Source organism: Nocardioides sp., from assembly GCF_025965415.1.
Taxonomy (GTDB): domain Bacteria; phylum Actinomycetota; class Actinomycetes; order Propionibacteriales; family Nocardioidaceae; genus Nocardioides.
Genome location: NZ_JAOPWY010000138.1, coordinates 1 through 26,360 on the forward strand (window position 1 = coordinate 1; position 26,360 = coordinate 26,360).

At 71.2% G+C, this 26,360-nt stretch carries 28 protein-coding genes; 11 read left to right on the forward strand and 17 right to left on the reverse strand.

All coding sequences use genetic code 11. The features are described from left to right. On the forward strand, window positions 1-124 hold a 124-nt coding region (locus JWN97_RS14210), incomplete at its 5' end, for an integrase core domain-containing protein (RefSeq protein WP_297623942.1). A 1-nt stretch (window position 125) separates the two neighbouring features. Here JWN97_RS14210 and JWN97_RS14215 read toward each other — a convergent pair. From JWN97_RS14215 to cysD, 3 genes are all read right to left on the reverse strand, one after another. Beyond that, window positions 126-1,499: a helix-turn-helix domain-containing protein gene (locus JWN97_RS14215; RefSeq protein WP_297623755.1), complete on the reverse strand. Its 1,374-nt coding sequence runs from the start codon at window positions 1,497-1,499 to the stop codon at window positions 126-128. Between the two features lie 90 nt (window positions 1,500-1,589). Further along, complete coding sequence (locus JWN97_RS14220) at window positions 1,590-2,873, reverse strand: GTP-binding protein (protein ID WP_297623758.1); 1,284 nt, start codon at window positions 2,871-2,873, stop codon at window positions 1,590-1,592. Continuing rightward, entirely contained in the window at window positions 2,873-3,787 is a 915-nt protein-coding gene (gene cysD / locus JWN97_RS14225) for a sulfate adenylyltransferase subunit CysD (protein ID WP_297623761.1), read from the reverse strand. Before cysD ends, JWN97_RS14220 begins: the two co-directional genes overlap by 1 nt. 102 nt (window positions 3,788-3,889) lie before the next feature. Between cysD and JWN97_RS14230 the strand changes: the two genes are divergently transcribed. Continuing rightward, window positions 3,890-5,059, forward strand: coding sequence for a glycoside hydrolase family 16 protein (locus JWN97_RS14230; RefSeq protein WP_297623764.1), 1,170 nt, complete (start codon window positions 3,890-3,892; stop codon window positions 5,057-5,059). Between the two features lie 18 nt (window positions 5,060-5,077). Here JWN97_RS14230 and dtd read toward each other — a convergent pair whose 3' ends face one another. Next, on the reverse strand, window positions 5,078-5,515 hold the full coding sequence (dtd, locus tag JWN97_RS14235) for a D-aminoacyl-tRNA deacylase (RefSeq protein WP_297623766.1): 438 nt from the start codon (window positions 5,513-5,515) through the stop codon (window positions 5,078-5,080). A gap of 17 nt (window positions 5,516-5,532) precedes the next feature. Between dtd and JWN97_RS14240 the strand changes: the two genes are divergently transcribed. After that, window positions 5,533-6,372 (forward strand): 3-keto-5-aminohexanoate cleavage protein, encoded by an 840-nt coding sequence (locus JWN97_RS14240; RefSeq protein ID WP_297623769.1) that lies wholly within the window; start codon window positions 5,533-5,535, stop codon window positions 6,370-6,372. 386 nt (window positions 6,373-6,758) lie between these two features. Here JWN97_RS14240 and JWN97_RS14245 read toward each other — a convergent pair whose 3' ends face one another. Genes JWN97_RS14245 through cysC form a run of 3 tightly spaced genes read right to left on the reverse strand, consistent with a single transcriptional unit; the run spans window position 6,759 to window position 9,486 of the window. Beyond that, window positions 6,759-7,769: a sulfite exporter TauE/SafE family protein gene (locus tag JWN97_RS14245; RefSeq protein WP_297623772.1), complete on the reverse strand. Its 1,011-nt coding sequence runs from the start codon at window positions 7,767-7,769 to the stop codon at window positions 6,759-6,761. Next, window positions 7,769-8,296, reverse strand: coding sequence for a hypothetical protein (locus JWN97_RS14250; RefSeq protein ID WP_297623774.1), 528 nt, complete (start codon window positions 8,294-8,296; stop codon window positions 7,769-7,771). The genes JWN97_RS14245 and JWN97_RS14250 overlap by 1 nt, the downstream gene beginning before the upstream one ends. After that, on the reverse strand, window positions 8,293-9,486 hold the full coding sequence (cysC, locus tag JWN97_RS14255; protein ID WP_297623777.1) for an adenylyl-sulfate kinase: 1,194 nt from the start codon (window positions 9,484-9,486) through the stop codon (window positions 8,293-8,295). The genes JWN97_RS14250 and cysC overlap by 4 nt, the downstream gene beginning before the upstream one ends. Before the next feature lie 42 nt (window positions 9,487-9,528). Here cysC and JWN97_RS14260 point away from each other — a divergent pair, with 42 nt between their 5' ends. From JWN97_RS14260 to JWN97_RS14275, 4 genes are all read left to right on the forward strand, one after another. Beyond that, window positions 9,529-10,503, forward strand: a complete 975-nt coding sequence (locus tag JWN97_RS14260) for an asparaginase (protein WP_297623780.1) — start codon at window positions 9,529-9,531, stop codon at window positions 10,501-10,503. Window positions 10,504-10,597: 94 nt separating this feature from the next. Continuing rightward, entirely contained in the window at window positions 10,598-11,005 is a 408-nt protein-coding gene (locus tag JWN97_RS14265) for a helix-turn-helix transcriptional regulator (RefSeq protein ID WP_297623782.1), read from the forward strand. Between the two features lie 28 nt (window positions 11,006-11,033). After that, window positions 11,034-11,768 carry a hypothetical protein gene (locus JWN97_RS14270; protein WP_297623785.1) on the forward strand — a complete coding sequence of 245 codons (735 nt, stop codon included), beginning with the start codon at window positions 11,034-11,036 and terminating at the stop codon, window positions 11,766-11,768. A gap of 115 nt (window positions 11,769-11,883) precedes the next feature. Next, complete coding sequence (locus tag JWN97_RS14275; protein ID WP_297623945.1) at window positions 11,884-12,168, forward strand: DUF2516 family protein; 285 nt, start codon at window positions 11,884-11,886, stop codon at window positions 12,166-12,168. On the opposite strand, the gene JWN97_RS14280 is transcribed toward JWN97_RS14275, so the two are convergent. The 3 genes from JWN97_RS14280 to JWN97_RS14290 are packed head-to-tail and all read right to left on the reverse strand — an operon-like array spanning window position 12,165 to window position 16,478. Continuing rightward, window positions 12,165-13,565: a bifunctional dTDP-4-dehydrorhamnose 3,5-epimerase family protein/NAD(P)-dependent oxidoreductase gene (locus tag JWN97_RS14280; protein ID WP_297623788.1), complete on the reverse strand. Its 1,401-nt coding sequence runs from the start codon at window positions 13,563-13,565 to the stop codon at window positions 12,165-12,167. The two genes, JWN97_RS14275 and JWN97_RS14280, sit on opposite strands and share 4 nt — an antisense overlap. Further along, on the reverse strand, window positions 13,565-14,563 hold the full coding sequence (rfbB, locus tag JWN97_RS14285) for a dTDP-glucose 4,6-dehydratase (protein ID WP_297623791.1): 999 nt from the start codon (window positions 14,561-14,563) through the stop codon (window positions 13,565-13,567). The genes JWN97_RS14280 and rfbB overlap by 1 nt, the downstream gene beginning before the upstream one ends. Window positions 14,564-14,573: 10 nt before the next feature. Beyond that, a complete protein-coding gene (locus JWN97_RS14290) occupies window positions 14,574-16,478 on the reverse strand; it encodes a DUF4012 domain-containing protein (RefSeq protein ID WP_297623794.1) in 1,905 nt (634 codons plus the stop codon). Window positions 16,479-16,544: 66 nt separating this feature from the next. Between JWN97_RS14290 and rfbA the strand changes: the two genes are divergently transcribed. After that, entirely contained in the window at window positions 16,545-17,411 is an 867-nt protein-coding gene (rfbA, locus tag JWN97_RS14295) for a glucose-1-phosphate thymidylyltransferase RfbA (RefSeq protein WP_297623797.1), read from the forward strand. On the opposite strand, the gene JWN97_RS14300 is transcribed toward rfbA, so the two are convergent. Then, entirely contained in the window at window positions 17,412-18,347 is a 936-nt protein-coding gene (locus JWN97_RS14300; protein ID WP_297623800.1) for a GDP-mannose 4,6-dehydratase, read from the reverse strand. Then, on the reverse strand, window positions 18,344-19,324 hold the full coding sequence (gene gmd, locus JWN97_RS14305; protein ID WP_297623803.1) for a GDP-mannose 4,6-dehydratase: 981 nt from the start codon (window positions 19,322-19,324) through the stop codon (window positions 18,344-18,346). Before gmd ends, JWN97_RS14300 begins: the two co-directional genes overlap by 4 nt. 42 nt (window positions 19,325-19,366) lie before the next feature. On the opposite strand from gmd, the gene galE reads away from it, so the two are divergent. Together galE and JWN97_RS14315 are read left to right on the forward strand one after the other, a co-directional pair. Further along, window positions 19,367-20,380: a UDP-glucose 4-epimerase GalE gene (galE, locus tag JWN97_RS14310; protein ID WP_297623806.1), complete on the forward strand. Its 1,014-nt coding sequence runs from the start codon at window positions 19,367-19,369 to the stop codon at window positions 20,378-20,380. Beyond that, complete coding sequence (locus JWN97_RS14315; protein ID WP_297623809.1) at window positions 20,377-21,216, forward strand: N-acetylmuramoyl-L-alanine amidase; 840 nt, start codon at window positions 20,377-20,379, stop codon at window positions 21,214-21,216. The genes galE and JWN97_RS14315 overlap by 4 nt, the downstream gene beginning before the upstream one ends. Window positions 21,217-21,228: 12 nt before the next feature. Here the strand turns inward: JWN97_RS14315 and JWN97_RS14320 are convergent, their stop codons facing one another. Continuing rightward, the gene (locus JWN97_RS14320; protein WP_297623812.1) at window positions 21,229-22,131 is read right to left on the reverse strand and encodes a dihydropteroate synthase; all 903 of its coding nucleotides are present in this window, start codon (window positions 22,129-22,131) and stop codon (window positions 21,229-21,231) included. A 29-nt stretch (window positions 22,132-22,160) separates the two neighbouring features. Here JWN97_RS14320 and JWN97_RS14325 point away from each other — a divergent pair, with 29 nt between their 5' ends. Then, window positions 22,161-22,856 carry a dihydrofolate reductase family protein gene (locus tag JWN97_RS14325; RefSeq protein WP_297623815.1) on the forward strand — a complete coding sequence of 232 codons (696 nt, stop codon included), beginning with the start codon at window positions 22,161-22,163 and terminating at the stop codon, window positions 22,854-22,856. On the opposite strand, the gene JWN97_RS14330 is transcribed toward JWN97_RS14325, so the two are convergent. The 4 genes from JWN97_RS14330 to JWN97_RS14345 form a co-directional block, all read right to left on the reverse strand. Further along, window positions 22,841-23,872: a hypothetical protein gene (locus JWN97_RS14330; protein WP_297623818.1), complete on the reverse strand. Its 1,032-nt coding sequence runs from the start codon at window positions 23,870-23,872 to the stop codon at window positions 22,841-22,843. The genes JWN97_RS14325 and JWN97_RS14330 overlap by 16 nt on opposite strands. After that, window positions 23,824-24,375, reverse strand: coding sequence for a hypothetical protein (locus tag JWN97_RS14335; RefSeq protein ID WP_297623821.1), 552 nt, complete (start codon window positions 24,373-24,375; stop codon window positions 23,824-23,826). Before JWN97_RS14335 ends, JWN97_RS14330 begins: the two co-directional genes overlap by 49 nt. A gap of 218 nt (window positions 24,376-24,593) precedes the next feature. Next, complete coding sequence (locus JWN97_RS14340; RefSeq protein WP_297623823.1) at window positions 24,594-25,121, reverse strand: type 1 glutamine amidotransferase domain-containing protein; 528 nt, start codon at window positions 25,119-25,121, stop codon at window positions 24,594-24,596. Window positions 25,122-25,264: 143 nt separating this feature from the next. After that, window positions 25,265-26,149: a hypothetical protein gene (locus JWN97_RS14345; protein ID WP_297623826.1), complete on the reverse strand. Its 885-nt coding sequence runs from the start codon at window positions 26,147-26,149 to the stop codon at window positions 25,265-25,267. Window positions 26,150-26,360: the final 211 nt, after the last annotated feature.

A 26,360-nucleotide genomic window follows, 5' to 3' on the forward strand; every position in this document is an offset into this window, starting at 1 on the left:
ATCCGCCCGCCGAGCGGCTCTGCCAGCATGGCTCCACGAGTACAACCACCACCGGCCCCACACCGCACTCGGCAGGTCAGCACCCATCACCAGGTTGACCAACCTCACCGATCAGTACAGCTAGGTCAGCTGCGGGCGAACGTGTCGGTCGACACGCGCGCCCGCAGCCCCGTCGACACCGCCGCACGGCGGTAGGCGTCCAGGGCCTCTTCGGCGAGCCCAACGCCCTCGAGGAGGTCGGCGAGGTCGAACCACATCTGTGCAGCACTCTGGTCGGCGCCGATGGCCGAGAGCCGGTGCACGGCCTGCTGGTAGGCGAGCGCGGCCTGGTCCGTCGAACCCTCTGCCGCGTGGGTGCGGCCCTGGAGGGTGAGCGCCTCGGCCTCGGCCAGCGGAGCGTGCCCGCCGGCGGTGGTGTGCACCTGCGCGATCAGCTCGCGGCTGGCGGCCAGGTCGCCGGCCAGGAAGGCCACCCGGGCGAGCCCGAGCAGGGTCCATGCCCGGTCGACGGGAGTGGCGCTGCTCCACTCCATCTCGGCGGCCGCCTGCTCGAGGTTGTGCCGCGCCTCGACGAGGTCGGGCGGGTCCAGCTCCAGCTGCAACCGGCCGACCTCGGTGCGCAGCCGCGCGAGGTTGCGGGTGTCCTGGCCCTCGCTGAGCAGCGCCAGGGCGCGCTCCGCGAGCGGCACGGCGGCCGAGACGTCGCCGCGGTTGGCCTGCATCACGCTGGCGTTCCAGTAGGCCGAGGCCCGGGCCATGGACGAGCCGAGGGACTCGGCGCGGGCGATGGCCTTGCGGCACAGGCGTACGGCGTGCGCGGTGTCGCCACGCTCGAAGTGGGCGGCGGCCACGGTGACCGCGAGCTGGACGGCTTCGTCGCAGCCGTCGAGCCCGGTCTCCTCGACGCGCGCCATCACCCGCTGTCCCCACTCGATGGCGCGGCCCAGGTCGCCGGTCTCGCGGTAGATCCGGCTCAGGGCGATGCCGGCCTTGATCTGGGTCAGCCCGTCGATCGACCGGTCGTCGATCAACGACTCGAGCTCGAGGACGGCGTCGTCGTGCTGGTTGGTCGCCTCGAGGGCGCGCGCGTGGAGGAGCCGTGCGCGCTCGCGCAGGCCGTCGACGCGCGCCACGGCCAGGTGGTCGAGCGCCAGGTGGTCGAGCGCGTGCTGCAGGTGCTTGCCGGCGTCCTCGGTCTGGCCGGACTCCAGGGACAGCTCGGCGTAGTCGAGCGCCAGGCGGATCTCGTCGACCTCGCGGCGGTCCGCCTGGCCCAGCAGTGACTCCACCGACACCCCGAGCCGGAGCGCGAGGGCCTGGAGCGCGGGCGGGGTGGGCCGTCGGTGCCCGCTCTCGATGCGGGAGAGGTAGGCGACGGACATGACGTCCTTCGCCACCGCACCCTGGGTGAGACCACGAGCCTGCCGGGCAGATCGCAACCGGAGGCCGAGCTCTCCCCGGTCGATCTGCCCGAGCAGCTCGGCGAGACGTGAGTCCATCGGCCCATTGTGGGTCACGTTTGCCACCGACGTGTCGATTTCAGGCAACTGTATTTTCAGGGGTTTCGGTTTGGGGGTTTGGCCTGCGGGTCAGGTGCCGCTGTTGATCATGCCGGCACCGACGGTGACGCCTGTGGCCTCGTCGATGAGGATGAACGAACCCGTCGTCCGGTTCTTGGAGTAGGGGTCGCACAGCAGCGGCACCGTGGTGCGGAGCTGGACGCGACCGATCTCGTTGAGCCCGAGCTCGCCGGCCTCCTGGTCGCGGTGCAGCGAGTTGACGTCGAGGCGGTACTGGATGTCCTTGACCATCGCGCGACCCGTGCGGGTGGTGTGCTTGATGGCCAGCTTCTGGCGCGGACGCAGCGGCTCGTTGGTCATCCAGCAGATCATCGCGTCGATGTCCTGGCTGGGCTTGGGGGCGTTCTTGGGCCGGGCGATCATGTCGCCGCGCGAGACGTCGACGTCGTCCTCGAGGTGCACGGTCACCGACATCGGCGGGAACGCCTCGGAGATCTCGGTGTCGAAGAGCTCCACGCGCGAGATGGTCGACGTCATGCCGCTGGGCAGGACGACGACCTCGTCGCCCTTCTTCAGCACGCCACCGGCCACCTGACCGGCGTAGCCGCGGTAGTCGTGGTAGGCGTCGGACTTGGGACGGATGACGTACTGCACCGGGAAGCGGGTGTCGACGAGGTCGCGGTCGGAGGCGACGTGGACGTGCTCGAGGTGGTGCATCAGCGTCGGCCCGGAGTACCACGGCGTGTTCTCGGAGCGGTTGACGACGTTGTCGCCCTGGAGCGCCGAGATCGGGATGACCTCGAGGTCCGGGATGTTGAGCTTCGTCGCGAAGGAGCTGAACTCCTTGTGGATCTTCTCGTAGACCTCCTCCGACCAGTCGACGAGGTCCATCTTGTTGATCGCCAGCACGAGGTGCGGCACGCGCAGCAGCGAGAGCAGCACGGCGTGACGGCGCGACTGCTCGGTGAGGCCCTGGCGGGCGTCGACGAGCACGAGGCCGAGGTCGGCGGTGGAGGCACCGGTGACCATGTTGCGGGTGTACTGGATGTGGCCCGGGGTGTCGGCGATGATGAACTTGCGGGTCGGCGTCGCGAAGTAGCGGTAGGCCACGTCGATGGTGATGCCCTGCTCGCGCTCGGAGCGCAGCCCGTCGGTCAGCAGCGCCAGGTCGGTGTAGTCGTAGCCCTTGGACTGGCTGGTCGACTCGACCGCCTCGAGCTGGTCCTCGAAGATCGACTTGGAGTCGAGCAGCAGGCGCCCGATGAGAGTCGACTTGCCGTCGTCGACCGAGCCGGCGGTCGCGAACCTGAGCAGGTCCATCTCGTCGGGGTTGTGGGACTCGGTGCTGGCCATCAGAAGTAGCCTTCCTTCTTGCGGTCTTCCATGGCGGCCTCGGAGAACCGGTCGTCGCCGCGGGTGGCGCCGCGCTCGGTCACGCGGGCAATGGCGATCTCGTCGATGATGGCCGCGGTGTCGGTCGCGACGGACTCGACGCAGCCGGTCTGGGTGCGGTCACCCACGGTGCGGAACCGGACCATCTTGGTCTCGACGGTCTCGCCGCTCTTGGCCTGGATCTCCGGGCCGATCGACAGCAGCATGCCGTCGCGCTCGACGACCTCGCGCTCGTGGGCGAAGTAGATCGAGGGGATCTCGATCTGCTCGCGGTGGATGTAGTGCCAGATGTCGAGCTCGGTCCAGTTGGACAGCGGGAAGATCCGCATGTGCTCGCCGGCGTGGATGCGCCCGTTGTAGAGGCTCCACAGCTCGGGGCGCTGCATCTTGGGGTCCCACTGGCCGAAGTCGTCGCGGTGGGAGTAGACGCGCTCCTTGGCGCGGGCCTTCTCCTCGTCGCGGCGACCGCCACCGAAGGCGGCGGTGAAGCCGTTCTCCTCGATGGCGTTGAGCAGCGCGCCGATCTGCTGGCGGTTGCGGCTGGTCTTGCCGTCGTCGACGACGTGACCGGCGGCGATGGCGTCCTCGACGGAGGCGATGATCATCCGCGCGCCGAGCCGCTCGACCCACGAGTCGCGGGTGGAGAGCACCTCGTCGAAGTCCAGGCCGGTGTCGACCTGGAGGAGCGGGAACGGGAGCTTGGCCGGGAAGAACGCCTTCTCCGCGAGGCGGAGCATGACGATGGAGTCCTTGCCACCGGAGAACATCAGGACCGGCTTCTCGAACTCGGCGGCGACCTCACGGAAGATGTGGATCGACTCTGCCTCGAGCTGGTCCAGCTGACTCAGCTGGTAGTCGACGTGGGTGTTGGTCATGGCGCAGCAGGGGCCTCTCTAGGGACAGCAGCCATCATCGTAGCGACGGCGGTCGCCTCGGAGAATTCGCACACCCGCCTCGCGTCGGACAGACTCGCCCGAATGAGCCGCACCTCTCCACTCGTCCCCTGCTCACGACCGGGCCAGCGACTGCTGTCCGGCCTCCTCGCGCTGGCCTTCGTCACGGCCGCCTGCTCCTCCACCGAGGACGCCGGGACGCCGTCGTACGAGCCGAGCGACGCCGTGGAGGTGCAGGTGCTGCCCCAGATGGCTGCCACCGGTGAGGACGTCGAGGCCGCCGACGACGCCGCGTGGGTCGTGGACGCGACGGTCGCGGACGCCGAGGAAGGCACCGCCGTCACCCTCTACGCCACAACCGCGGACGACGGCTGGGAGGCCGTCTCAGAGGGAGAGACCGACGAGGACGGTGCGGTGGCCCTGACCACGCGGACCGCCGGCCGGCTGCAGGTGGTGGTGGGCGAGGGCGACGACGCGATCGGCGCCGAGGCCTCGACCGACGACGCCCCGGAGGCGACGTTCACCGACGACTTCGACGAGGACACCGTCGACGAGGCCGACGGCAGCTGGACCAGCCGCACCCAGGGCCACATCGGAGTGCGCACCTGCTCGCGGGCCGACCCCAGCGGCGCCGAGGTCGGCGACGGCGTGCTCGTGCTGAGCGTGCTGGAGGACCCCGACAAGGACCTGTGCCAGCCCAACGGCAAGCGCAAGAAGTTCCCCTTCCGGCTCAACGGCCACGTCGGCACCGAGGGTCGCTATGGCTTCACCTACGGCTTCGCGGCCGCGCGGATCAAGACGCAGTCGGCCCGCGGCCAGCACGCCGCCTTCTGGATGCAGGCGGTCGGCGGCCAGTCGGCGGGCGGCGCGAAGAAGGGCGGCGCCGAGATCGACGTCATGGAGTACTTCGGCGACGACCACCCCCAGGGCGGTCTGACGAGCTTCACCTACTTCCTCGACGAGGACGGCGAGAAGCAAACCGTCGGCGGCTGGCTGCCCGACGTCAAGGAGTACGACGACGACTGGGCCAGCGCGTACCACGTCTACTCCGTCGAGTGGACTCCCGACGAGTACGTCTTCCGGATCGACGGCCAGGTCACCCAGCGCCTCGAGGGCGAGACCTCGGGACGCGAGGAGTTCCTCATCCTGAGCCTGCTCTCCTCCGACTACGAGCTGCCGCGCTTCAACGGCGAGCTGCCCGAGCAGATGGAGGTCGACTGGGCGCGGGTGTGGGAGACCGGTCCGGCTTCGTGACGGCGCCGGTGCGCCTCCTCAACCCGCGACCGGCGAGTCCAGCACGAGGGTGATCGGGCCGTCGTTGACGCTCTCGACCCGCATGTCGGCCCCGAACCGGCCACGCTCGACGTGGGCGCCGAGCCGCTCGAGCTCGGCGCACACGGCGTCGTAGAGGGGCTCGCTCACCGGGCCGGGCGCCGCCGCCTGCCAGGTGGGCCGGCGGCCCTTGCGTGCGTCGCCGTACAGCGTGAACTGGCTGACCACCAGCACCGGCGCACCGACGTCGCTCGCGCTCTGCTCGTCGCGCAGGAGCCGCAGGTCCCAGACCTTGCGTGCCGTCCAGGCGACCTCGGTCGGGCCGTCGTCGTGGGTGACGCCGAGGTAGACGAGCAGGCCGGGTCGGTCGAGCTGCCCGACCACCTCGCCGTCGACCCGGACGCTGGCGGACAGGACCCGCTGGATGACGGCACGCATGGTGCAAGGATGCCGCCATGTCCACCAGCACTCCCGCCGACGCCCTCCTGGTCACGGTCGCCCCCACCGGCGCCGAGACCGCCAAGGCCGACTGCCCGCAGCTCCCCACCACCCCCGAGGAGATCGCGCGCACCGCAGCCGAGTGCGAGGCTGCCGGCGCGGCGATGATCCACCTCCACGTCCGCGACACCTCGCACCAGCCCACGCTCGACCAGCCCCTGCTCCGCGAGTGGGTCGACGCCGTGCGCTCGTCCTCGTCCCTGGTCGTGCAGCTCTCCACCGGCGGATCCGTGCACGACCCGCTGGACGAGCGGCTCAAGGTGCTCGACGCCGCGCCGGACTCCTGCTCGCTGACGATGGGCACGACCAACTTCGGTGACGACGTCTTCCTCAACCCCTGGCCCTTCGTGAAGGACCTCTACCAGCTCGCCCTCGAGCGCGGCGTGGCCCCGGAGTTCGAGCTCTTCGACCTCGGCCAGGTGCACGCGCTCGGTCGCCTGGTCCGGGAGTACGGCGTGCCGGCCGGTGGCAAGGTGCACGTCGACTTCGTGATGGGCGTCCCCGGCGGCATGCCGGGCACCGCCCCCGCCCTCGTGGCGGGCGTCTCGGCCCTCCCGCCGGAGGTGACGTCGTGGTCGGCGACCGGCATCGGCCGCTCGACCCTCGCCGTGGCGATGGCATCCCTGTCGATGGGCGGCCACCTGCGCGTGGGCATGGAGGACGTGCTCACCATCAGTCGCGGCGTGCCGGTCGAGTCCAACGCCCAGCTCGTCTCACGCGCGGTCGACCTGGGGCGGATCGCGCAACGTACGCCGATGACGCCGCCGCAGTGCCGGGAGCTGCTCGGCCTGGCCTGAGGCCTGTGGGGAGCCGCTTCACCTCTCGCGCGTCGGCTCCGCGAGTCCGGATCGAGCGAGGTCGTGCTCGCCACCCTGCTCGTGACCGGACCTACCCGCCCACCCAGCTGGACCACGAGGGATGGTCGCGCTGGGTTCCCGGCGACGACCTCGAGCTCCGGGACACACGCGCCTGGATCGCCTGCCTCGCCGTCGCCACGCACGCCGCACGCGCGGGGTGACGAGACCTGACCGCTGCCCGCAAGGACTCGTGCAGACAAACACGGGGCCTCGCCCGGTCGATCGAAAGTTCTCGCGCGAGCCCCGAGCCGTCATGTGCCGCGTGCACGCAAGTTCTCGATCGCAGGCCGGGGGTCTGCGGCCTGCGTGCACCACACCTTGCGGCCTCAGGAGCCGTCGATCTTCTTCATCCCGACCACGCCCGGTTGATAGGAGGGGTCCTCGAGCTCGGCGATGGTCGGGGAGCCGAACATCGGCAGCCCTTGCCGCTTGCGCAGGAAGCCCCACACGATCGGCAGCACCAGCAGCACGGCGATGCCGACGCCCGCGATGAGCATCGGGTGGGTCTCGTCGTCGCCGGCGCCGAGCGGCGCCCAGCCGGCCTTGTCGAGCAGCGCCACGCCGCTCATCGTCAGCACGACGACGATGCCGCGGCGGATGAAGGACTGCGGCACGCGCGGGGCGATGGCCGAGCCGAGCAGGGTGCCGGGGACGGAGCCGATCACGAGGGGGACGAGGATGCCCCAGTCGAGGCCGTGGAGGGCGATGTTGGAGATGGCGGCGGCCAGGACGAGCGGGACGGCCTGGACGAGGTCGGTGCCGACGAGCTTCACCGCGGAGAGGCCGGGGTAGAGCATGAGCAGCGCGATCATGATGACCGACCCCGAGCCGACGCTGGTGATGCCAACCAGCAGGCCACCGAGCGCGCCGACGAGGATGGTCGGGACGGGGCGGATGGTCGGGTGCTCGTCGGGGTGGTGACCGCCGCGCACGCGCAGCAGGTTGAGGTAGAGACGCAGGGCGTACGTCGCTGCCGCGAGCAGCAGCGCGAAGCCGATGCAGAGCTTGAGGGTGTCGTCGATGTCCTCGGGGTCGACCACCCACGAGACGAGGTGCGGCCCGAGGAGCGCCATCGGGATCGACCCGATCATCAGCCAGCCGGCGAGCTGCATGTTGGGCGAGCCCTCGCGCTTGTGCACGATCGCGCCGCCGGTCTTGTAGATCGCGGCCGCGGTGAGGTCGGCGGTCACGACCGTGGCGGCCTCGCCGACGCCGAGGAAGATCAGGGCCGGGGTCATGAGGGCGCCGCCGCCCATGCCGGTCAGGCCGACCACGACGCCGACGAAGAAGCCGGCCGCGAGGATCGAGAAGAACGTGACGGTGAGGAACTCGAGCATCAGCGGTCTCCCACGAGTCGTGGCACGATCAGGCGCAGCATGTCGGTGATTGTGCCGGTTGCCTTCCGGGCCGCCGCCTTCCCGCGCCGGTAGGGGTCCGCCACGTCGTGCTCCGGGGCCGCGGGCGTACGCCGTTGGCCCGCGGCGACCACGAGGTCGGCCCCGGTCAGGTCGGGGATCTCGGCGATGGTGGCGGCGAACTGCCCGAGCGTGAACACCTGGCGGTGCAGCTGGGGGAAGTCGTCGAGGATGTGCTGACGGTGCGCCTGCTGCGCGGTCAGCACCAGGTCTGCGTCGGCGAGCAGGGAGGAGTCGAGGTGCCGGCTGCGGAAGGCGTCGTACGACAGCCCCGGGGGCAGGGTCGGGACCATGTCGGGGTTCATCCGCTGGCCCTGACGTGCGTGCGTGCCGGCGCTGCTGAAGACCACGCCCGTCGACCCGGCGAGGTCGCGCGCGATCAGCTCCATGGCGGGCGAGCGACAGATGTTGGCGGTGCACACGAAGAGCACCCGCAGCGGCTCGGTCATGCGGTGGCGGTGCCGCGCCGGGCGAGGTGGAGGAAGCCGGCCTCGTCGAGCGCGACCAGCACGTCGTCGAGCGCGTCCTCGATCGTGCGACCCGTGGTGTCGACGCGCACGGCCGGGTCGTCCGGCTCCTCGTAGGGCGAGGAGATGCCGGTGAACTCGGGGATCTCGCCGGCCCGCGCCTTGGCGTACAGGCCCTTGCGGTCGCGGCGCTCGCACTCCTCGAGCGGGGTCGCGACGTGAATGAGGAAGAACGCGCCGCCGGCGTCCTCGACCATCTCCTGCACCTGCTCGCGCGTCTCGGCGAAGGGCGCGATGGGCGAGCAGACCGCGACACCGCCGTGGCGGGCGATCTCGGCGGCCACCCACCCGATGCGGCGGATGTTGGTCTCGCGGTCGGCCTTGGAGAAGGTCAGCCCGGCCGAGAGGTGCCGGCGTACGACGTCGCCGTCCAGGCTGGTCACGGAGCGGCCGCCCTGCTCGAGCAGCAGGTCCATCAGGGCGCGGGCGAGCGTGGACTTGCCGCTGCCGGACAGGCCGGTGAAGAACAGCACGAGCCCCTGTGACTCGGGCTCCGGCCGGTCCGCGGCAACGATCGCGGCGACGGCCTCGGGGAAGTCCCCGCCGATGGTCGGGTCGCCCAGCGCATGGACCGGGTCGGGCCCGGCGTAGGTCGCGACCACCTGCGCGCCCAGCTCGTGGTCGACGTCGGCGTCACCGTGGGAGGGGAGGGGTACGGCGACGACGCCGGCGTCGTCGAGCAGGTCGGCGGCGGCGAGCGACGCCCGCACCAGCGCCACGGGGGAGAGCGAGGCGGTGCCGGTGCCCATGAGGGCCACCAGGACCACGCGACCGAGGCCGCGGAGCTCGTCGAGCTCGGCGTGGGTCAGGGCGTCGACCACCGGGACGAACGTGGCCCCCGCGTGCTGCTCGCGCACCTGCGCCGGCGTGAGGTGCAGGCGGCGGAACGGGCCGTACTGGGCGTGGGTCAGCGGCTCGAGCGTCCCGTCGGCCGCGACCCGGGCCAGCGGCAGGCCCTCGGGGTCCACCAGCTCGGCCTCGTCCACCCCCTCGGGCAGGTCGAGCGTCACCGCGCTCCCGGGCTCGTTGAAGCGGGTGAGCGGCGCATAGGCCCCGGAGACGAGGAGCTCCAGGTCGTCGAGCTCGGTCGGCGTGGGGCAGTGCTGGATCACCGGCTCATCTTGGCAGACACACCGGCTGGGTAGCCTGCCCGCATGTCTGCCCCGTCCCGCCCTGGCCTGCCCGTCGTCGCCGAGATCGTCCGCTCCGGATTCGTCGAGGGCCACCACTACGGCTCGATCGTGGCGCTGGCCGCGGACGGCTCGGTCGACTGGTCGGTCGGTGAGGTCGTCGCCCCGGTGCTGCCGCGCTCGAGCAACAAGCCGATCCAGGCGCTGGCGATGGTCGAGCTCGGCCTCGACCTCCCGCCGGACCTGCTGGCGCTGGCGTGCGCGTCCCACTCCGGGGAGCCGTTCCACGTCGAGGGCGTACGCCGCACCCTGGCGTCGGCGGGGCTGGACGAGTCGGCCCTGCAGACGCCGCCGGACTACCCGCTCGACGACGCGGCCCGCGAGGCGGTGATCCGCGAGGGGGGCGCGAAGTCCTCGATCCTGATGAACTGCTCGGGCAAGCACGCGGCCATGCTGGCGACCTGCGTCGCCCGGAGCTGGGACACCGACTCCTACCTCGAGGCCCAGCACCCGCTGCAGGTCGCCATCCTCGAGACCTTCGCCCGACTCACGGGCGAGCCGGTGACGACCGTCGCGATCGACGGTTGCGGAGCGCCGCTGCTGTCCACCTCGCTGACCGGGCTGGCCCGGGCGTTCTCCTCTCTGGCCACCGCCACCGACGGACCCGAGCAGCGGGTCGCCGAGGCGATCCGCCGGCACCCCGAGCACGTCAGCGGCACGACCAGGGACGAGCTCACGCTGCACCGGGCGATCCCGGGCCTGATCGGCAAGGCCGGCGCGGAGTCCTGCTACGCCGTGGCACTCCCCGACGGCCGTGCCTGGGCGCTCAAGACCGACGACGGTGCGCCCCGCGTCCGTCCCGTCCTGATGGCCGAGGCCCTGCGGCGCTCCGGCGTGCTGACCGAGGCCGGCGTCGATGCGGAGGCGGTCGAGCGCACGGGCCGACTCGAGCTGCTCGGTGGCGGCACGCCGGTCGGAGAGATCCGTGCTGCCTTCTAGCTAGCACCTACAACAGGCGTAAAATCGGTGGTTGTGAAGCCTGTCACGTGCCGAGCGTTTGCGTTTTGCTAACTCGTGTTAGCACAATGGAGACATGGCCAAGGACAAGAGCACCAAGGCGAGCAAGGCAGTCGCCGGTTCCCTGGGCTCCTTGGGCTCCCTGGGTGACTACCTCAAGGAGCAGCGTCTCGCCGCCCAGCTCTCGCTGCGCCAGTTGGCCGACCAGGTCGGTGTCAGCAACCCCTACCTGAGCCAGATCGAGCGCGGCCTGCGCAAGCCCTCCGCCGAGGTGCTCCAGCAGCTCGCGCGGGCGCTGCGGGTCTCCGCAGAGCAGCTCTACGTCCGCGCCGGCATCGTCCACCCGGACTCCGGACAGGTCGGCTCCGTCGAGCTGGCCGTCCTCGCCGACGCGGGACTCACCGAGCGGCAGAAGCAGTCGCTGCTGGACGTCTACGCCTCGTTCCTCGCGCTCAACGAGCGCGACACCCCGACCCAGACCTGACAGCACACCCCACCAGAAGGAGCACGACATGGCCACCGCCAAGTTCGACATCAAGACCGAAGCCCTCAAGCCCGTCCTCGCCGGTGTCGGCGTGACCGACCTCGCGGTCGAGGTCGTCCGCGACGCCGTGGCCGACGTGCAGAAGCGCGTCGCCGCCGCCCAGAAGCGCGTCGCCGCCGCCCAGAAGCGCGCCACCCGCACCGCCGCCGACCCGAAGGCCGTCGTGAACGCCCGCGTCGACGCCCTCGCCAAGGACGCCCAGGCCCGTCGCGCCGCCGTCGAGGCTCGCGTCGCCGAGCTGCAGGCCGAGGCCAAGGCCTACCCCGCCAAGGTCTCCACGCTGGTCGACGAGAACGTCGCCGCCGCCAACGCCGCCTACACCGAGCTGGTCAAGCGCGGCGAGTCCCTCGTGGGCCGCATCCGCCGCCAGGAGTCGACCACCGCCACGGTGAAGTCCGCCAGGACCACGGTCGCCAAGGCCAAGACCACCGCGACCCAGGCCAAGAAGGCTGCCGACGCCAACGTCGCTGCCGCCGACAAGACCGCCGCCACCAAGGTCGCCCCGAAGCCGAAGCCGACCGCCAAGAAGGCCACGCAGATGGCTGCCGGCAAGAAGGCCGCCGCCACCACCGCCCGCAAGACCGCGGCCAAGAAGTCGGCCACCGCCCAGAGCAGCGCCAAGGCCACCGCGACCGCCGCCACCAAGACCGCGACCACCGCGGTCAAGGCCGCCGCCGACGCCGCCGAGAAGGTCGGCGACTGAAGAGCCGACGCACCGGACGCGGAGCAGCTGACCCTGTTCTGAGCTGGACCAGGACCCCCGTCCCCTCCGGACGGGGGTCCTGTTCGTCTGCGTCCCTTACTCTGGAGCAGTGAACATGTACGCGCTGCAGGGCAATCTCATGCTCGTCGTGCTCGTGGTGCTGCTCGCGATCAAGGGATTCGCGTTCGTCAACGCGATGACCTACTCGTCCGAGGCCTACGACGCCGCGGGCAAGCTCACCAAGCCGGCCTGGTGCGCGATCACCGGTCTGGGCTTCGCGGCCCAGCTGATCCTCATCGGCTCGCCGCTGGGGCTCATCAACCTGGTCGCCACCATCGCCTCGCTCGTCTACCTCGCCGACGTACGACCCGCGCTGGCCGAGGTGACCTCGCGCCGCTAGGCCAGGTAGCGCTCGAGCGCGACCAGCGCGTCCTCGGGCTCGAAGCCCGTGGCCCGGATCTTGTCCAGCGACATCGCGGAGCCGAGCGGTCGCGGCGCGAACGGGTTGCCCTTTTCCAGCACCCCTTCGGCGTACGCCGTCGTGCTGGTGCCGGAGACGTCGTCGGCGCTGCGACCCGAGCGCTCGAAGACCGCCTGCGCGATCTCGCGCCACGACATCGCCGGGCCGGCGTTGGTGACGTTGTAGGTGCCGAACGCGGCTCCCGAGTCGAGCAGGTGGCGGGTCGCACGCACCAGCTCCTCGGTGAAGGTCAGCCGACCGACCTGGTCGTCGACCACGCTCGGGGACACGCCCTTCTCCGCCAGTGACTGCATGGTGCGGACGAAGTTCTTGCCCTCGCCGATCACCCAGGACGTGCGCAGCAGGTAGTGGCGCGGGGCGAGGCCGACGGCGACGTCGCCCGCGGCCTTGGACTGGGCGTAGACACCCAGCGGCGACAGGGGCTCGTCCTCGGTGTGGCCGGGATCGAGCGGTGCGGTGCCGTCGAAGACGTAGTCCGAGGAGTAGTGCACGAGCGTGAAGCCGTGCTCGCGGGCGAGGCCCGCGAGGATCGCGGGCCCGGTCGCGTTCGTGGACCAGGCGGCGACCCGGCCCTCGGCGGTCTCCGCGGCGTCGACCGCGGTGTAGGCGGCCGCGTTGAGCACGACGGCGTACTCCTGCCACGGGAAGCCCGCGACGGCGTCAGCGTCGGACACGTCGAGCTCCGCGCGGGTGCGGGTGTCGGCCTCGGGGAACGCGGCCGCGAACGCCCGGCCGAGCTGGCCGCCGGCGCCGAGCACGAGGGTCTTCTTGGGCTTCATCGGCACGACGTGGCCCAGGCGCGGGGTGGCGAGGTCCTTCTCGGAGATCTCGGCCTCGTCGAGCGGGATCGGCCACGGGATGGCCGACGTCTCGTCGCGCAGGTTGAGCGCGGGGTAGGTCACGCCGGGGCGCCAGTGGTCGTTGACGAGGTAGGTGTAGGCGGTGCCGTCCTCGAGCGCCTGGTAGGAGTTGCCGACGCCCCGCGGGACGAAGACGGCGATGGACGGGTCGACCTCGATGTGGAAGGTCGCGCCGAAGCTCTCGCCCTCGCGCATGTCGACCCAGGCCCCGAAGATCCGACCGGTGGCGACCGAGATGAACTTGTCCCACGGCTCGGTGTGGATCCCGCGGGTCGCGCCGCGCGAGGCGTTGAAGGAGATGTTGTTCTGCACGGGGCCGAAGTCGGGCAGCCCGAGGGCGACCATCTTCTCGCGCTGCCAGTTCTCCTTGAACCAGCCGCGCGCGTCGCCGTGCACCGGCATCCGGACGACGAGCAGCCCGGGGATCGAGGTGGTCTCGACGCTCAGGTCGGCCATCACTGGCCCTTCTGGGCGTACGTCGCCTCGGTCGCCTCCTTGTGGGGGCGCCACCAGTCCTCGTGCTGCTGGTACCACGCGATGGTGTCGGCGAGGCCGGACTCGAAGTCCTGGAACTGCGGCTGCCAACCCAGCTCCTGGCGCAGCTTGCCGGACTCGATGGCGTAGCGCAGGTCGTGGCCGGCGCGGTCGGTGACGTGGTCGAAGGCGTCGGCGGGCTGGCCCATGAGGGTCAGGATGAGGCGGACGACCTCGAGGTTGTTCTTCTCGCCGTCCGCGCCGATCAGGTAGGTCTCGCCGATGCGGCCCTTCTCCAGGATCGTGAGCACCGCGGAGGAGTGGTCCTCGGCGTGGATCCAGTCGCGGACGTTCTCGCCGGAGCCGTAGAGCTTGGGGCGGATGCCGTCGATGACGTTGGTGATCTGGCGCGGGATGAACTTCTCGATGTGCTGCCAGGGGCCGTAGTTGTTGGAGCAGTTGGACACCGTCGCCCGCACGCCGAAGCTGCGCACCCACGCGCGCACGAGGTGGTCGGAGCCGGCCTTGGAGGCGGAGTAGGGCGACGACGGGTTGTAGGGCGTGTCCTCGGTGAAGCGCTTGGGGTCGTCGAGCTCGAGGTCGCCGTAGACCTCGTCGGTCGAGACGTGGTGCAGCCGCTTGTCGTGCTTGCGCACGGCCTCGAGGATCGTGTAGGTGCCCAGGATGTTGGTGCGGATGAACGGGCTCGGGTCGTTGAGCGAGTTGTCGTTGTGGGACTCGGCCGCGTAGTGGACGACGGCGTCGTGCGCCGCCACCAGCGGGTCGACGGTGTCCTCGTCGGCGATGTCGCCGACGACGAGCTGCACCCGGTCCTCGGGCAGCCCGGCCAGCGACTCCTTGGAGGCGGCGTAGGTCAGCTTGTCGAGCACCGTGACCTTCAGGTCCGTGTGGTCGACGAGGTGGTGCACGAAGTTCGACCCGATGAACCCCGCGCCTCCGGTCACAAGAAGGCGTTCCATGGCGGGGAGTCTAGGGCGAGGAGGTCGCCGCGGTGGAGCCGGTGAGGCTGAAGCTCGGCTGGGTGACCAGGCCCGGATCGACGTACGACGCCACGCCGCGGCCCGTCCGCGTCCAGCCCTCGGGCAGCTCGGAGACGTCGTAGCCCTTCGGCCACCGGACCGTGACGGTGAGCTCCTCGGGGATGACGAGGCCCTGCGGCGTGGCGTCGAGTCGGTAGGTCAGCGTGCCGTCACCGGGTGCGGTCGCGGCGGCAGGGACGTCGTACTCCAGGACCGCCTCCTGGGTCTCGCCCGGCGGCAGGGTGAGGCGGAGGAGCTTGTAGGGGCGGCCGTAGTAGTCGAAGACGCCGGTACCCAGCGTCTTGCCGGCGGTGGTGGCGCTGGAGATCGTGACGCCGTCGGGCAGGAAGACGCCGAGGGTCATGCCGTTCCAGCGGGTGCGGCTGCTGCCCCCGCGGGGATCGCCGTAGAGCTGGTCGGCGTACGGCGGCGAGTCGTTATGCACGCTGATGGTGAGCCGGACCGAGGCGGAGCCGTCCTCGCGCAGCCTGACCCGGCTGGTCAGCGTGCGCCGCTGCCAGTAGTCGGCCTTGCTGGCGTTGGTGTTCTGGTTGAAGACCGCGAGGTAGTCGTGGTCGGTGTCGGAGAGCTGGCCGGCCAGCCCGATGTCGGCCACGGCGGCCTGCAGGTCGGGGTCGCGCATCCAGAGGGCGAAGTGACGGCCCCGGGCGGAGTCGCGCAGCGAGGTGATCTTGTCGACGCCGTCGCCGGGTGAGAGGAGCCGCTCGGCGAAGACCGGCACGACGGCGAGGTTGAGGTCGTGGCGGGCCGCGTTGTCCGGGAAGGCGTCGTAGTCGCCGACCATCTTCTGGGTGAAGTTGCTCGCGTCGAGCTGGCCGTAGACCGGCGCCTCGACGGGCCCGGTGATCCGCAGCAGGTCGGCCAGGGCGATGACGTCGACCGCGACCAGGCCGTCGACCTCCTGACCGGTCCGGCGCTCCCAGCCGCGCAGGAGCTCCTCGCCGGAGACCGACCAGTCGGGGGCGAACGTCGCCGTGGAGAGCCGGAGCTTGCCGTTGTGGAAGGGGTTTCCCTCGACGCGGGTCCACCGTCCCACCCGGTAGAGATCGGGGTCCGAGGTGTCCCGCGCCTCGCCCATCGTGAGCCTGCCGTCGGCCACGTCCATGGGCACGACCGTCAGCGGCGCGCCGCCGGAGAAGCGCTGCTCGCTCGGGTTGAGCAGGGCGAGCAGGTAGGTCCGGTCCTCGTCGGCCCCGAACAGGCTGGGCAGCACCTCGGCGAGCGGCTTCGCCCGCCGCGCGCTCGCCGCCAGCGGGCCCAGGACGGCCGTGGCCTCGTCGCGCGCCTCGGCCAGCCGGGTGCCGACGCCGAGGGAGGAGTCGTTGACCTGGCCGAGCTCGAGCTGCGCGGAGTCGAGGTTGACGCTGACCTCGTCGACCGCGCCCACGAGCTTCTGGAGGGTCGGCACGTCGACGGAGCGGTCGCCGAACAGGGTGGCCCGCTTGCCGTTGACGGCCGGCCACGTGTCGACCGCGACCTCGGCGGCCGTGGTCAGGTGGTCGAGGGCGTTGCCGAGGTGGCGTACGTCCGAGACGGGCTCACCGACGATCGGCACCAGGCCCCAGATGTCGCCGCCGATGCCCTGCATCGCGTCCTGCACCTGGTCGGCGTGGCGTCGCGCGCTCTGCACGCTCGTCTCGGCAGCGTCGACGTCACCGGCCGCGAGCGACGTCCGCGCCGCCTCCAGGTCGGTGCGCGCGCCCTCCGCCTGGCCGGGCGCCTTGAGGAACGGGATCGCCAGCAGGGCGAGCCCCAGCAGCAGCAGGACGAAGGCGCCGATGACGGTCGCGGGCCGGATCAGCCGTCGCGTGGACGTGCGACGGGAGGGCGGCATGGGCCCATGGTGTCAAACCGGGCCGAACTGCGTGGTGCAAATCCCCGGGCCCCTAGGGTGGCCCCCATGCGCGGAATCATCCTGGCCGGTGGCACCGGCTCCCGGCTGCACCCGATCACCCAGGGCATCAGCAAGCAGCTGGTCCCGGTCTACGACAAGCCGATGATCTACTACCCGCTGTCCACGTTGATGCTCGCCGGCATCCGGGACGTCCTGATCATCACCACGCCCCACGAGGCCGAGGGCTTCCACCGGCTGCTCGGTGACGGCTCGCAGTTCGGCATCGACCTGACCTTCGCCGTGCAGCCCAGCCCCGACGGGCTCGCGCAGGCGTTCCTCATCGGCGCCGACCACATCGGCGGCGAGCGCTCGGCGCTGGTGCTGGGCGACAACATCTTCTACGGCTCCGGCCTCGGCTCGCAGCTGCTGCGCTTCTCCGAGCTCGACGGTGCCGCGGTGTTCGGCTACCACGTCGCCGATCCGCGGGCCTACGGCGTCGTGGAGTTCGACGACCAGGGCCGTGCGCTGTCGCTGGAGGAGAAGCCCGAGCACCCCAAGAGCGACTTCGCGGTGCCGGGCCTCTACTTCTACGACAACGACGTGGTCCAGTACGCCGCCGAGCTGAAGCCGTCGGCGCGCGGCGAGCTCGAGATCACCGACCTCAACCGCCGCTACCTCGAGGAGGGGCGCCTCCACGTCGAGGTGCTGCCCCGCGGGACCGCCTGGCTCGACACCGGCACCTTCGACTCGCTCAACGACGCCTCCAACTTCGTCCGCACCATCGAGGGCCGGCAGGGCTTCAAGGTGGGCGCGCCGGAGGAGGTCGCGTGGCGGATGGGGTGGATGACCGACGACGAGCTCGTCGCGCGGGCCGAGCCGCTGCTCAAGAGCGGGTACGGCGAGTACCTGCTGGGGCTGCTGCAGCACGGCTGATCAGCCGAGGTCGGCGGCCACCATGCGCGCGACGATCTCCTCGAAGGTCACGGTGGGCGCCCAGCCGAGCAGCTCGCGGGCCCGGGAGGCGTCGCCGACGAGCTCGGTCGGGTCAGCGGGGCGGAAGAACGCCGCGTCCTGCCGGACCAGCGGCTCCCAGTCGGTCACGCCGGCGGCCGCGAACGCCGCGGCCACGAACTCGCGCACGGAGTGCGCGCGCCCGGTCGCGATGACGTAGTCGGCGGGCTCGTCGGCCCGCGCCGCGCGGACCATCGCGTCGACGTAGTCGGGGGCCCAGCCCCAGTCGCGGCGCGCATCGAGGTTGCCCAGGACGAGCTCGTCGGCGCGGCCCTCGGCGATCGCGGCGACGGTGGAGGTGATCTTGCGGGTCACGAACCGCTCGTGGCGCCGCGGCGACTCGTGGTTGTAGAGGATCACGCTCGAGACGTGGACGTCGCGGTGCCGGAAGACGCCCGCGGACAGGTGTGCGAAGGCCTTCGCGGCGCCGTACGGGTTCACCGGGCGGATGGCCGTGCCCTCCGTCTGGGGCGACTCGGCCGGCTCGCCGAAGATCTCGGCGCTGGAGGCCTGCACGAAGCGGACGTCGCCGACGAGCCGGGCCGACTCCATCAGGGCGACCGCGGCCTGACCGTTGACGTGGGCCGTGCGGTCCGGCTCCTCCCACGACTGGGCGACCGAGCTGATCGCGGCGAGGTTGTAGATCTCCTGCGGCGCGATCTCGTGGACCAGCCTGCGGGTCGTCCCGAGGTCGCCGAGGTCGCCGGTGTGGAGCACCACCTCGTCGGGGCAGTACGACGGCTGTCCGTCGGCGGAGAACGCGAGGGCGTGCACCTCCATGCCGTCCGCCACGAGGCGTTCGGCGAGATAGGTGCCGTCCTGCCCGCCGATGCCCGTGATGAAGGCGCGAGCCGTCACCAGCCCGCCTTGACCGCCGCGATGTCGCTGTCGACCATCATCGCCACGAGCTCGGGGAACGAGACCGTCGGCGTCCAGCCCAGCTTGTCCTTGGCCTTCGTCGCGTCGCCGATGAGCAGCTCGACCTCGGCCGGGCGCATGAAGCGCGGGTCCTGGGTGACGTGCTTGGTCCAGTCGTCGATGCCGACGTGGGTGAACGCGAGGTCGAGGAAGTCGCGGATCGAGTGCGTCTCGCCGGTGGCGATGACGTAGTCGTCGGCCTCGTCCTGCTGGAGCATCCGCCACATCGCCTCGACGTAGTCGCCGGCGTAGCCCCAGTCACGCTGAGCGTCGAGGTTGCCGAGCGCCATCGAGTCCTGCTGACCGAGGTGGATCCGGGCGACCGCCTGGCTGATCTTGCGGGTGACGAACTCGGGCCCGCGGCGCGGCGACTCATGGTTGAAGAGGATGCCCGAGGAGGCGTGCATGCCGTAGGACTCGCGGTAGTTGATGGTCATGTAGTGGCCGTAGACCTTGCTCACGCCGTAGGGCGAGCGGGGCCACAGCAGGGTGCTCTCCGACTGGGGCACCTGCTGCACCTTGCCGAACATCTCCGAGCTCGACGCCTGGTAGAAGCGGATGCGGTCGGCGGCGTCGCCGGCGTGGAGGCGTACGGCCTCGAGGATGTTGAGCACGCCCATGCCGGTCACGTCGCTGGTGACGAAGGCGTTCTCCCAGGAGTAGGCGACGAACGAGATGGCGCCGAGGTTGTAGACCTCGTCGGGCTCGGAGTCGCGCAGCGCACGCATCAGGCTGGACAGGTCGGTGAGGTCACCGTTGTGCAGGGTGACGTCGGGGACGACCTTCTGGACGAGCTCGCGGCGGGGGTTGTTCTGGCCGCGGATCAGGCCGTGGACGTCGTACCCCTTCTCGAGCAGCAGCTCGGCGAGGTAGAGGCCGTCCTGGCCGGTGATTCCGGTGATGAGAGCACTGGGCATGGCCGCATTCTGTCAGGAGGCCCGGTCGTTAGGGTGAGGCGCATGAAGATCCTCGTCAGCGGCGGTGCCGGCTACATCGGCTCGCACACCGTCATCCAGCTCGTCGCGGCCGGCCACGACGTGGTCATCGTCGACAACTTCAGCAACGCCCACCCGACGGTGCTGGGCCGGATGGAGTCGCTGACCGGCACCAGCCTGCCGACGCACTCCTTCGACCTCTGCGACTACGACAAGACCGAGCACCTGTTCGCGTCCGAGGACTTCGACGCCGTCATCCACTTCGCCGGCTACAAGGCCGTCGGCGAGAGCGTCGAGAAGCCGCTCGACTACTACGAGAACAACCTGGGCTCCACGTTCTCCCTGGTCCGCGCGATGCAGAAGCACGACGTCGACAAGCTCGTCTTCTCCTCCAGCGCCACGGTCTACGGCACCGACCAGGCGGGGGCGACCGAGGACCGGCGCACCTTCGCCACCAACCCCTACGGCTGGACCAAGGTGATGCAGGAGCAGATCCTGCGCGACGTCGCCGCCGCGGCGCCGCAGATGCGCTTCGCCCTGCTGCGCTACTTCAACCCGGTCGGTGCGCACGAGTCCGGCACCATCGGCGAGGACCCCTCCGGCACCCCCAACAACCTGATGCCCTTCCTCGCCCAGGTCGCGGTCGGCAAGCGCGAGAAGCTCGCCGTCTTCGGTGACGACTACGACACCGTCGACGGCACCGGGGTGCGCGACTACATCCACGTGGAGGACCTCGCCGCCGGCCACGTGGCCGCCCTTGAGGCCCTCACCACGACCACCGAGGGCGTCAACATCTGGAACCTCGGCTCGGGTCGCGGCACCAGCGTCCTCGAGCTCCTGCACGCCTTCGAGCGTGCGGTCGGGCGCGAGATCCCCTACGAGGTGGTGGCCCGCCGCCCCGGCGACGTGGCGTCGTCGTACGCCGACCCGGCCAAGGCCAACGCCGAGCTGGGCTGGAGCACCCAGAAGTCCGTCGACGACATGTGCGCCGACACGTGGCGCTGGCAGTCGCAGAACCCGCAGGGGTACGCCGGGTGATCCTGCACGGTCTCCTCGTCTCGGCCCTGCTCTGCGCGGGCCTGGGTCTCGACACGCTCGGTGCGCTCGCGGCCCACCCGGCGGCGACGCGGGTCGCGCCGCTGGTTGAGCAGGGCGAGGGACGAGGCCGTGTCGAGACCGAGGCACCCCTGGCCGGGCGCACGATCGTCATCGATCCCGGCCACCAGCTCGGCAACCACAACTTCCCGGCGCAGATCAACGCGCCGGTGCCGGCGGGCGGCTTCACCAAGCCGTGCAACACCACGGGGACCGCGACCAACGGCGGCTACCCGGAGGCGACCTTCGCGTGGCAGGTCTCGCGCCGGGTCGCCGCGCGGCTCCGCGAGCTCGGCGCGACCGTGAGCCTCACCCGGCACAGCAACCGCGAGGACCGCTGGGGCCCGTGTGTCGACGTGCGCGGGCGCGCGGGCAACCCGTCGACCGGCTCAGGACGGCGCGCCGCCGGCGCCGACCTCAAGCTCTCCATCCATGCCGACGGGTCGTACGCCGCGGGGGCGCGCGGCTTCCACGTGATTGCCCCGGCCGACCGGGCGCCGTGGACCGACGACATCGCGAGGTCCTCCATGCGGCTGGCGACGGCGGTCAGGGCCGGGCTGCAGGCGAAGCGCTTCGTCACCGCCAACTACATCGCAGGAGGCGACGGCCTCGACGTCCGCTCCGACCTCGGCACCCTCAACCTCTCCGACGTCCCGACCGTCATGGTCGAGCTGGGCAACATGCGCAGCGCGGCCGAGGCGCGCGTGATGACCTCGCCCGCGGGGCGGGCGCGCTACGCCCGGGGGCTGGTCTCGGGCGTGCGGGCGTTCCTGCGCTGAGGCACGGCCCGCTCAGCGGACCTCGAGCTCCGCGAGCCCGCGCAGCACGACGCGGAGGTGGGCGACCTCGTGGGTGCGCACCAGGTGCGTGCCGCCGAGCGCGGCGATGACGGCGTAGAAGCCCTCGGCCTTGCGGAACTCGTCGCCGAACAGCTCGTAGGTGTGCGGCACGGCGTTGCAGATCGGGACCCCGAGTGGCCGCAGCCGGAAGCCCTGCGCCAGCACGCGCGACTGGTGGCGCGCGCGTGTGGGCGGGTCGACGAGGTTGCCGTAGTAGAAGCCCATGCCCGGGTCGATGACGACCTTGTCGACGCCGAGCGACCGGGCGTGCGCGATCCTCGGCGCGAAGTGGTCGAGCAGCACCGGGATCGGGTCGGCATCTGGGGGCACGTCGGCGATGTCGCGGACGTTGGCGGTCTCGCCGAAGCACATCACCACGGCGGCGTCGTACTCCGCGGCGAGCCGGAGCATCTCGTCCTCGTGCTCGCGGCCGGTCATGTTGAGGATCCGGGCACCGGCGTCGAGGGACGCGCGGACGACGGCGGGCTCGTAGGTCTCGACGGAGACGATCGCCTCGGCAGCGAGCCCCTTGACGGCCGGGACGAGCGTCGCGATCTGATCGTCGGCGGAGACCCGGGCCGCCCTCGCGTTGCTCGACTCGGCACCGAGGTCGATGATCGCGGCGCCCTGGGCGGCCTGGATCCGACCCATCCGGACGGCGTCGGCGGGGCTGGTCGCCACGCTCTCGCGGTAGGTCGAGTCGCGCGAGAGGTTGATGCAGCCCATGAGGGTCGCCGGTCCGTCGCCGATGGACACGGGGCCGAGCGGACCATCCAGCACGACGGGGGCGACGGGGCTGCTCCACGCGTCGCCGTGGGCGTCCTGCAGGGCCGCCAGATCCGCAAGGGTGATCACGCCAGCCAGCGTAGGGGGGAGGATGAAGCGTGAGCGAACGACTCGAGCTGCGGCGCCTGGCCGACCTGTCCGACGACGAGCTGGCGCGGGCCTACGACCCGCAGGGCGAACCCTGGCTGCGGGTGAACTTCGTGAGCACCGCCGACGGTGCGGCGCAGGGCTCCGACGGGGTCAGCAAGAGCATCAACAACCCGGCCGACAAGCGGGTCTTCGACACCCTCCGCGAGCGGGCCGACTGCCTCGTGGTCGGGGCCGGGACGCTCCGCGCCGAGGGGTACGACGTCCCGCGGCTGCCGCTGGTGGTCGTGAGCCGTTCGGCACAGCTGCCGCCGACGCTGCGCGACGCACCGCGCGGCCGCGTCCTGATGGCGACGGCCGCCTCGGCCGACGGACTGGCCGAGGTGCGCGAGCAGCTCGGCGAGGAGAACGTGCTGGTGCTGGGTGAGGACGAGATCGACCTGGCGACCCTCAAGGGCGAGCTGGCGGACCGGGGCTGGGTCGACCAGCTGTGCGAGGGCGGACCGTCGCTCTTCGCCGACCTGCTCGCGGCCGGCGTCGTCGACGAGCTGTGCTGGACGATCGTGCCGCGCCTGACCGGCGGCAACGCCGTACGCATCGCCACCGGGGCCGAGGTCGACGTGCCGCTGCGCCCCGCCCTGCTGCTCGAGCAGGACGGGACGCTGCTGGGTCGCTGGCTCGTGGAGCCGGCTCAGGGGGCCGGGTAGTCCACGACGTAGCTCGGCACGCCGGGCGCGGTGCTGTCGACGCGCGCTCCGGTGTCGTTGACGACGTGCTCGATGCTGCCGGCCTCGAGGTTGACCGTGAGGACGTGGTGCAGGCGTACGCCGGCCCGGTCCGGCACCTCGAACCCGCGCGCCGTGGTGATCGACGGGTCGTTGCGGTTGAAGACGTAGACCCCGCCGCCGTAGAGCTGGTGGCGGCGGACGCGCGGACCGACGAGGTAGCCGGTCCAGCCGAGGGTGCCGTCGGGGCGGGTCCAGGCGGCCTGCGTGGGTGGGTCGTAGGGGAGCTCGTTCTGGTAGAGCACGACGTGGCCGTCCTTACCGTTCCAGATGGTGTTGTGCTGCTGGAAGTGCTCGACGAACAACCCGGTGGCGTGCACCCGCGCGCCGTTGACGACGAGGCCGACACGGCCGACGTGCGGCCCGCCGACGGGAAGTAGACGTCGTTGAGCGTGGTGCTGGGCGTCGTCGGCCGGTGGTGGTCGTGCCGCACCGAGCGTGACCCCCGCGACCACCACGCCGTCGGCGTGGTCGTCGACCACCAGCGGCACCGCGCCACCGACCGCGGTCAGGGTGGCCTGCCCCAGGCCGAGGACGACGGTGTCGTCGCGACGGATCACCAGGCTGTGATCGATGTCGTAGACCCCCGGCGTGAGCAGGAGGTTCTTGCCGCGGGCCAGCTGCGAGGCGAGGAGCCGGGCGGAGTCGGTCGAACGGGCGATGTGGAACTGCGAAAGCGGCAGGCTGCGGCCGGCAGCGGAGCCGGTGGTCCAGTCGGTGCCCCGCGAGTCGGTGCGCGCATCCGGCACCCGGACGCGCCACGCGCCGCGCGCGTCGACGTGGAGGAAGGGCTTCTCGCGGCTGACCGGGGTGGCGTCGAGCGTGGTGTGGGGCTCGGTGGGGAAGGTGGCCTCGGAGGGAGCGCCGACGGTCCCGGCGAAGACCTGGTCTACACGCCGTTGGACCAGGAGCCGACCTCGCTGTTGCGCGTGAGCCACTGCTGCTGGGAGCCGTTGACGACCGTCCCGGCACGCGAGTCGGCGAGGTAGCCGTCGCTGGCGAGCTGCGGCCCCTCGGTGCAGTAGTCCATCAGCGACAGGGTGCCGCCGCGGATGTCGACGCGGCGCAGCGAGGAGGCCTGCGAGGTCGCCCAGAAGTTCGCGGAGGCGCGGCAGCCGTCCTGGCCGGTGCCGTTGACGGCGATCGTCAGGTTGGACAGCGAGTGCCAGAAGTTGTTGAGCGCCACGCAGTAGGGCTGCGTCGGGCCGTCGGTCAGGCAGCGGTTGTAGACCTCGACCTTGCCGTTGACCACCACGTCGGAGGGGCTGGCGCCCAGGTCGGCGACCTCGGTGTAGTAGCCGACCTTGATCTGCAGCGGCTCCGCGTCCGTGCCGTAGGTGCCGGGCAGGAACAGCAGGCTCCAGCGCTGGTCGGACATCTCGGCGTCGGCCTGCTGCGGCCAGATCTCGTCGGCGCGCTGACGGATGCTCGCGACGGACATCGACGGGTCGAAGACCTCGACGCGGTCACCGAGGTCGGGCGCGGCGACGGGGGGTGGGGTGCGATGGGACCGCCGCCGCCGGGGCCGGCGGGGTGGGCGGGGTGGGCGAGAGGCCGACGACGGCCAGGACGACGGCGGTCAGCGCGGCGCGCAACGGCGTACGACGACGCACTGTGCCACCCGGGGGTGACGAGCGCCACACCCCGTCCGACAGCTGTCTAGCCGTCGACCGCCTCGAGCAGGGCCCGGGAGAAGGCCGGGATGTCGTCGGGGTTGCGGCTGGTGATCAGGTTGCCGTCGACGACGACCTGCTCGTCGACCCACTCGCCGCCGCTGTTGCGGATGTCGGTCTGCAGGCTCGGCCAGCTGGTGACCCGCTTGCCCCGCACGCGATCGGCCTCGATCAGCGTCCACGGGGCGTGGCAGATGGCGGCGACCGGCTTGCCCGAGTCGACGAAGTCGCGGACGAACGAGACGGCCGTCTCGTCGGTGCGCAGGGCGTCGGGGTTGGCGACGCCGCCCGGCAGGACCAGGGCGTCGTAGTCGGCGACCGCGACGTCGCTGACGCGGCGGTCGACGCGCTGGGTGGAGGACTTGTCGAGGTGCTGGAAGAGCTGGACCTCGCCCTCGTCGAGGGACACGAGCTCGGCCGTGTGGCCGGCGTCGACGGCTGCCTTCCACGGCTTGGTCAGCTCGACCTCCTCGACACCCTCGGCGGCGGTCAGGAATGCGATGCGCTTGGACATGTCTCCACCGTCGCTCGCAGGTGGTGGCGAGGCAACACACGCAGGGGTGAGGTCTTTACCTTCTTGCAACCACCGGGTACCCGGTGGTTGCCGAGGTTCTCACCCGCTGCAACGGTCAGGAACCCGATGGAAGGGACTGGAACCTACGCCCCGCGGGGGCGACGCGACTCCAGCAGCTTTCGTACGCGGCGCGCGAGGAGGTCGGGTGCCGCGAGGTCAGCCCACGTGACGCGGATGCACACCCACCCGGTGAGCTGGCAGATGAGCTCCTCACGCTGCTTCTCCCGCAGGAGGAACTCGTCGAGCGTCTCGCCCTCACGGCGGTACTTCGTGTACTTCTCCTTGCCGTCGAACTCCACGAAGACGCCGAAGTCCTCCCACGCGAAGTCGACACGCCCCACCAGGTGTCCGTGCTCGTCGTACACCGTGACCTGGGGCGTCGGTCGTGGGAGGTGCCGGCGCCAGCAGAAGTAGTGGAACCTCGACTCTCCGGCGGACTCGATCCTCGGATCGCAGAGCCGGAGCACGAGACCGGTCGCGAGGCTGTGGGGCCAGTAGCGAGCGCTCTTCGCCCAGTCGGCGAACTCCTGTTCCGAGGTGGCGCCTGAGTGGAGAAGTCCGTTGACGACGACGAGGCTCCGTTCGACGTCCGTGATGGTGGTGATCTCCACGCAGGTGCGGGCCGCGATGGAGACGGGAATGCCGTTGCGGACGGTGACGTCCTCGGCGGGCAGGGCCCCGCAGTGCTGGATCCAGTCGTCACGTCGGCGGCCCGCCCTTCCGTCGCGACGCGTGGTGTGGGCGACGTCGAGCGAGAGGTCCCACACGGGGGCACCCCACTCGATGGCAGCGGACACGTGCGTGGCCGTCGTGCCGGGATGAGCGGTGAGCATCACCCCGCGCGTGAGCAGGCGGTGGCGGTCGGCCCGACTCAGGGAACGCCACGCCTCGCCGTCGACGTACTGCCCTCTGCGGATGCGCACGAGCGTGCCGTCCCGGACCAGAGCCGTGACGTGTCGGTCCGACATGCCCTCGGCGAGCAGGGTGGCCCTGCAAGACACCACCGGTAGTTCGACGAGTTCCGGAGACTTCTGCATCTCGGGATGGTTGCCGGCGAGGAGAGGCCCCAACCCTGCGCATCGGGCCCTGTGGACAACGGCTGGGCGCGTCCGATCCGGCAGCCCTTTCGGCGCGCTTGTCGACCGTTGCAACGGGCAGGAAGCGCGCGAACCACCGGGT

Bases quoted from the DNA above. Each gene is read 5' to 3' on its own strand.
- JWN97_RS14215 (WP_297623755.1), bottom strand. From the start codon at position 1,499: ATGGACTCACGTCTCGCCGAGCTGCTCGGGCAGATCGACCGGGGAGAG.
- JWN97_RS14220 (WP_297623758.1), bottom strand. From the start codon at position 2,873: ATGGCCAGCACCGAGTCCCACAACCCCGACGAGATGGACCTGCTCAGG.
- cysD (WP_297623761.1), bottom strand. From the start codon at position 3,787: ATGACCAACACCCACGTCGACTACCAGCTGAGTCAGCTGGACCAGCTC.
- JWN97_RS14230 (WP_297623764.1), top strand. From the start codon at position 3,890: ATGAGCCGCACCTCTCCACTCGTCCCCTGCTCACGACCGGGCCAGCGA.
- dtd (WP_297623766.1), bottom strand. From the start codon at position 5,515: ATGCGTGCCGTCATCCAGCGGGTCCTGTCCGCCAGCGTCCGGGTCGAC.
- JWN97_RS14240 (WP_297623769.1), top strand. From the start codon at position 5,533: ATGTCCACCAGCACTCCCGCCGACGCCCTCCTGGTCACGGTCGCCCCC.
- JWN97_RS14245 (WP_297623772.1), bottom strand. From the start codon at position 7,769: ATGCTCGAGTTCCTCACCGTCACGTTCTTCTCGATCCTCGCGGCCGGC.
- JWN97_RS14250 (WP_297623774.1), bottom strand. From the start codon at position 8,296: ATGACCGAGCCGCTGCGGGTGCTCTTCGTGTGCACCGCCAACATCTGT.
- JWN97_RS14260 (WP_297623780.1), top strand. From the start codon at position 9,529: ATGTCTGCCCCGTCCCGCCCTGGCCTGCCCGTCGTCGCCGAGATCGTC.
- JWN97_RS14265 (WP_297623782.1), top strand. From the start codon at position 10,598: ATGGCCAAGGACAAGAGCACCAAGGCGAGCAAGGCAGTCGCCGGTTCC.
- JWN97_RS14270 (WP_297623785.1), top strand. From the start codon at position 11,034: ATGGCCACCGCCAAGTTCGACATCAAGACCGAAGCCCTCAAGCCCGTC.
- JWN97_RS14275 (WP_297623945.1), top strand. From the start codon at position 11,884: ATGTACGCGCTGCAGGGCAATCTCATGCTCGTCGTGCTCGTGGTGCTG.
- JWN97_RS14280 (WP_297623788.1), bottom strand. From the start codon at position 13,565: ATGGCCGACCTGAGCGTCGAGACCACCTCGATCCCCGGGCTGCTCGTC.
- rfbB (WP_297623791.1), bottom strand. From the start codon at position 14,563: ATGGAACGCCTTCTTGTGACCGGAGGCGCGGGGTTCATCGGGTCGAAC.
- JWN97_RS14290 (WP_297623794.1), bottom strand. From the start codon at position 16,478: ATGCCGCCCTCCCGTCGCACGTCCACGCGACGGCTGATCCGGCCCGCG.
- rfbA (WP_297623797.1), top strand. From the start codon at position 16,545: ATGCGCGGAATCATCCTGGCCGGTGGCACCGGCTCCCGGCTGCACCCG.
- gmd (WP_297623803.1), bottom strand. From the start codon at position 19,324: ATGCCCAGTGCTCTCATCACCGGAATCACCGGCCAGGACGGCCTCTAC.
- galE (WP_297623806.1), top strand. From the start codon at position 19,367: ATGAAGATCCTCGTCAGCGGCGGTGCCGGCTACATCGGCTCGCACACC.
- JWN97_RS14335 (WP_297623821.1), bottom strand. From the start codon at position 24,375: ATGTCCGTCGCGAGCATCCGTCAGCGCGCCGACGAGATCTGGCCGCAG.
- JWN97_RS14340 (WP_297623823.1), bottom strand. From the start codon at position 25,121: ATGTCCAAGCGCATCGCATTCCTGACCGCCGCCGAGGGTGTCGAGGAG.
- JWN97_RS14345 (WP_297623826.1), bottom strand. From the start codon at position 26,149: ATGTCGGACCGACACGTCACGGCTCTGGTCCGGGACGGCACGCTCGTG.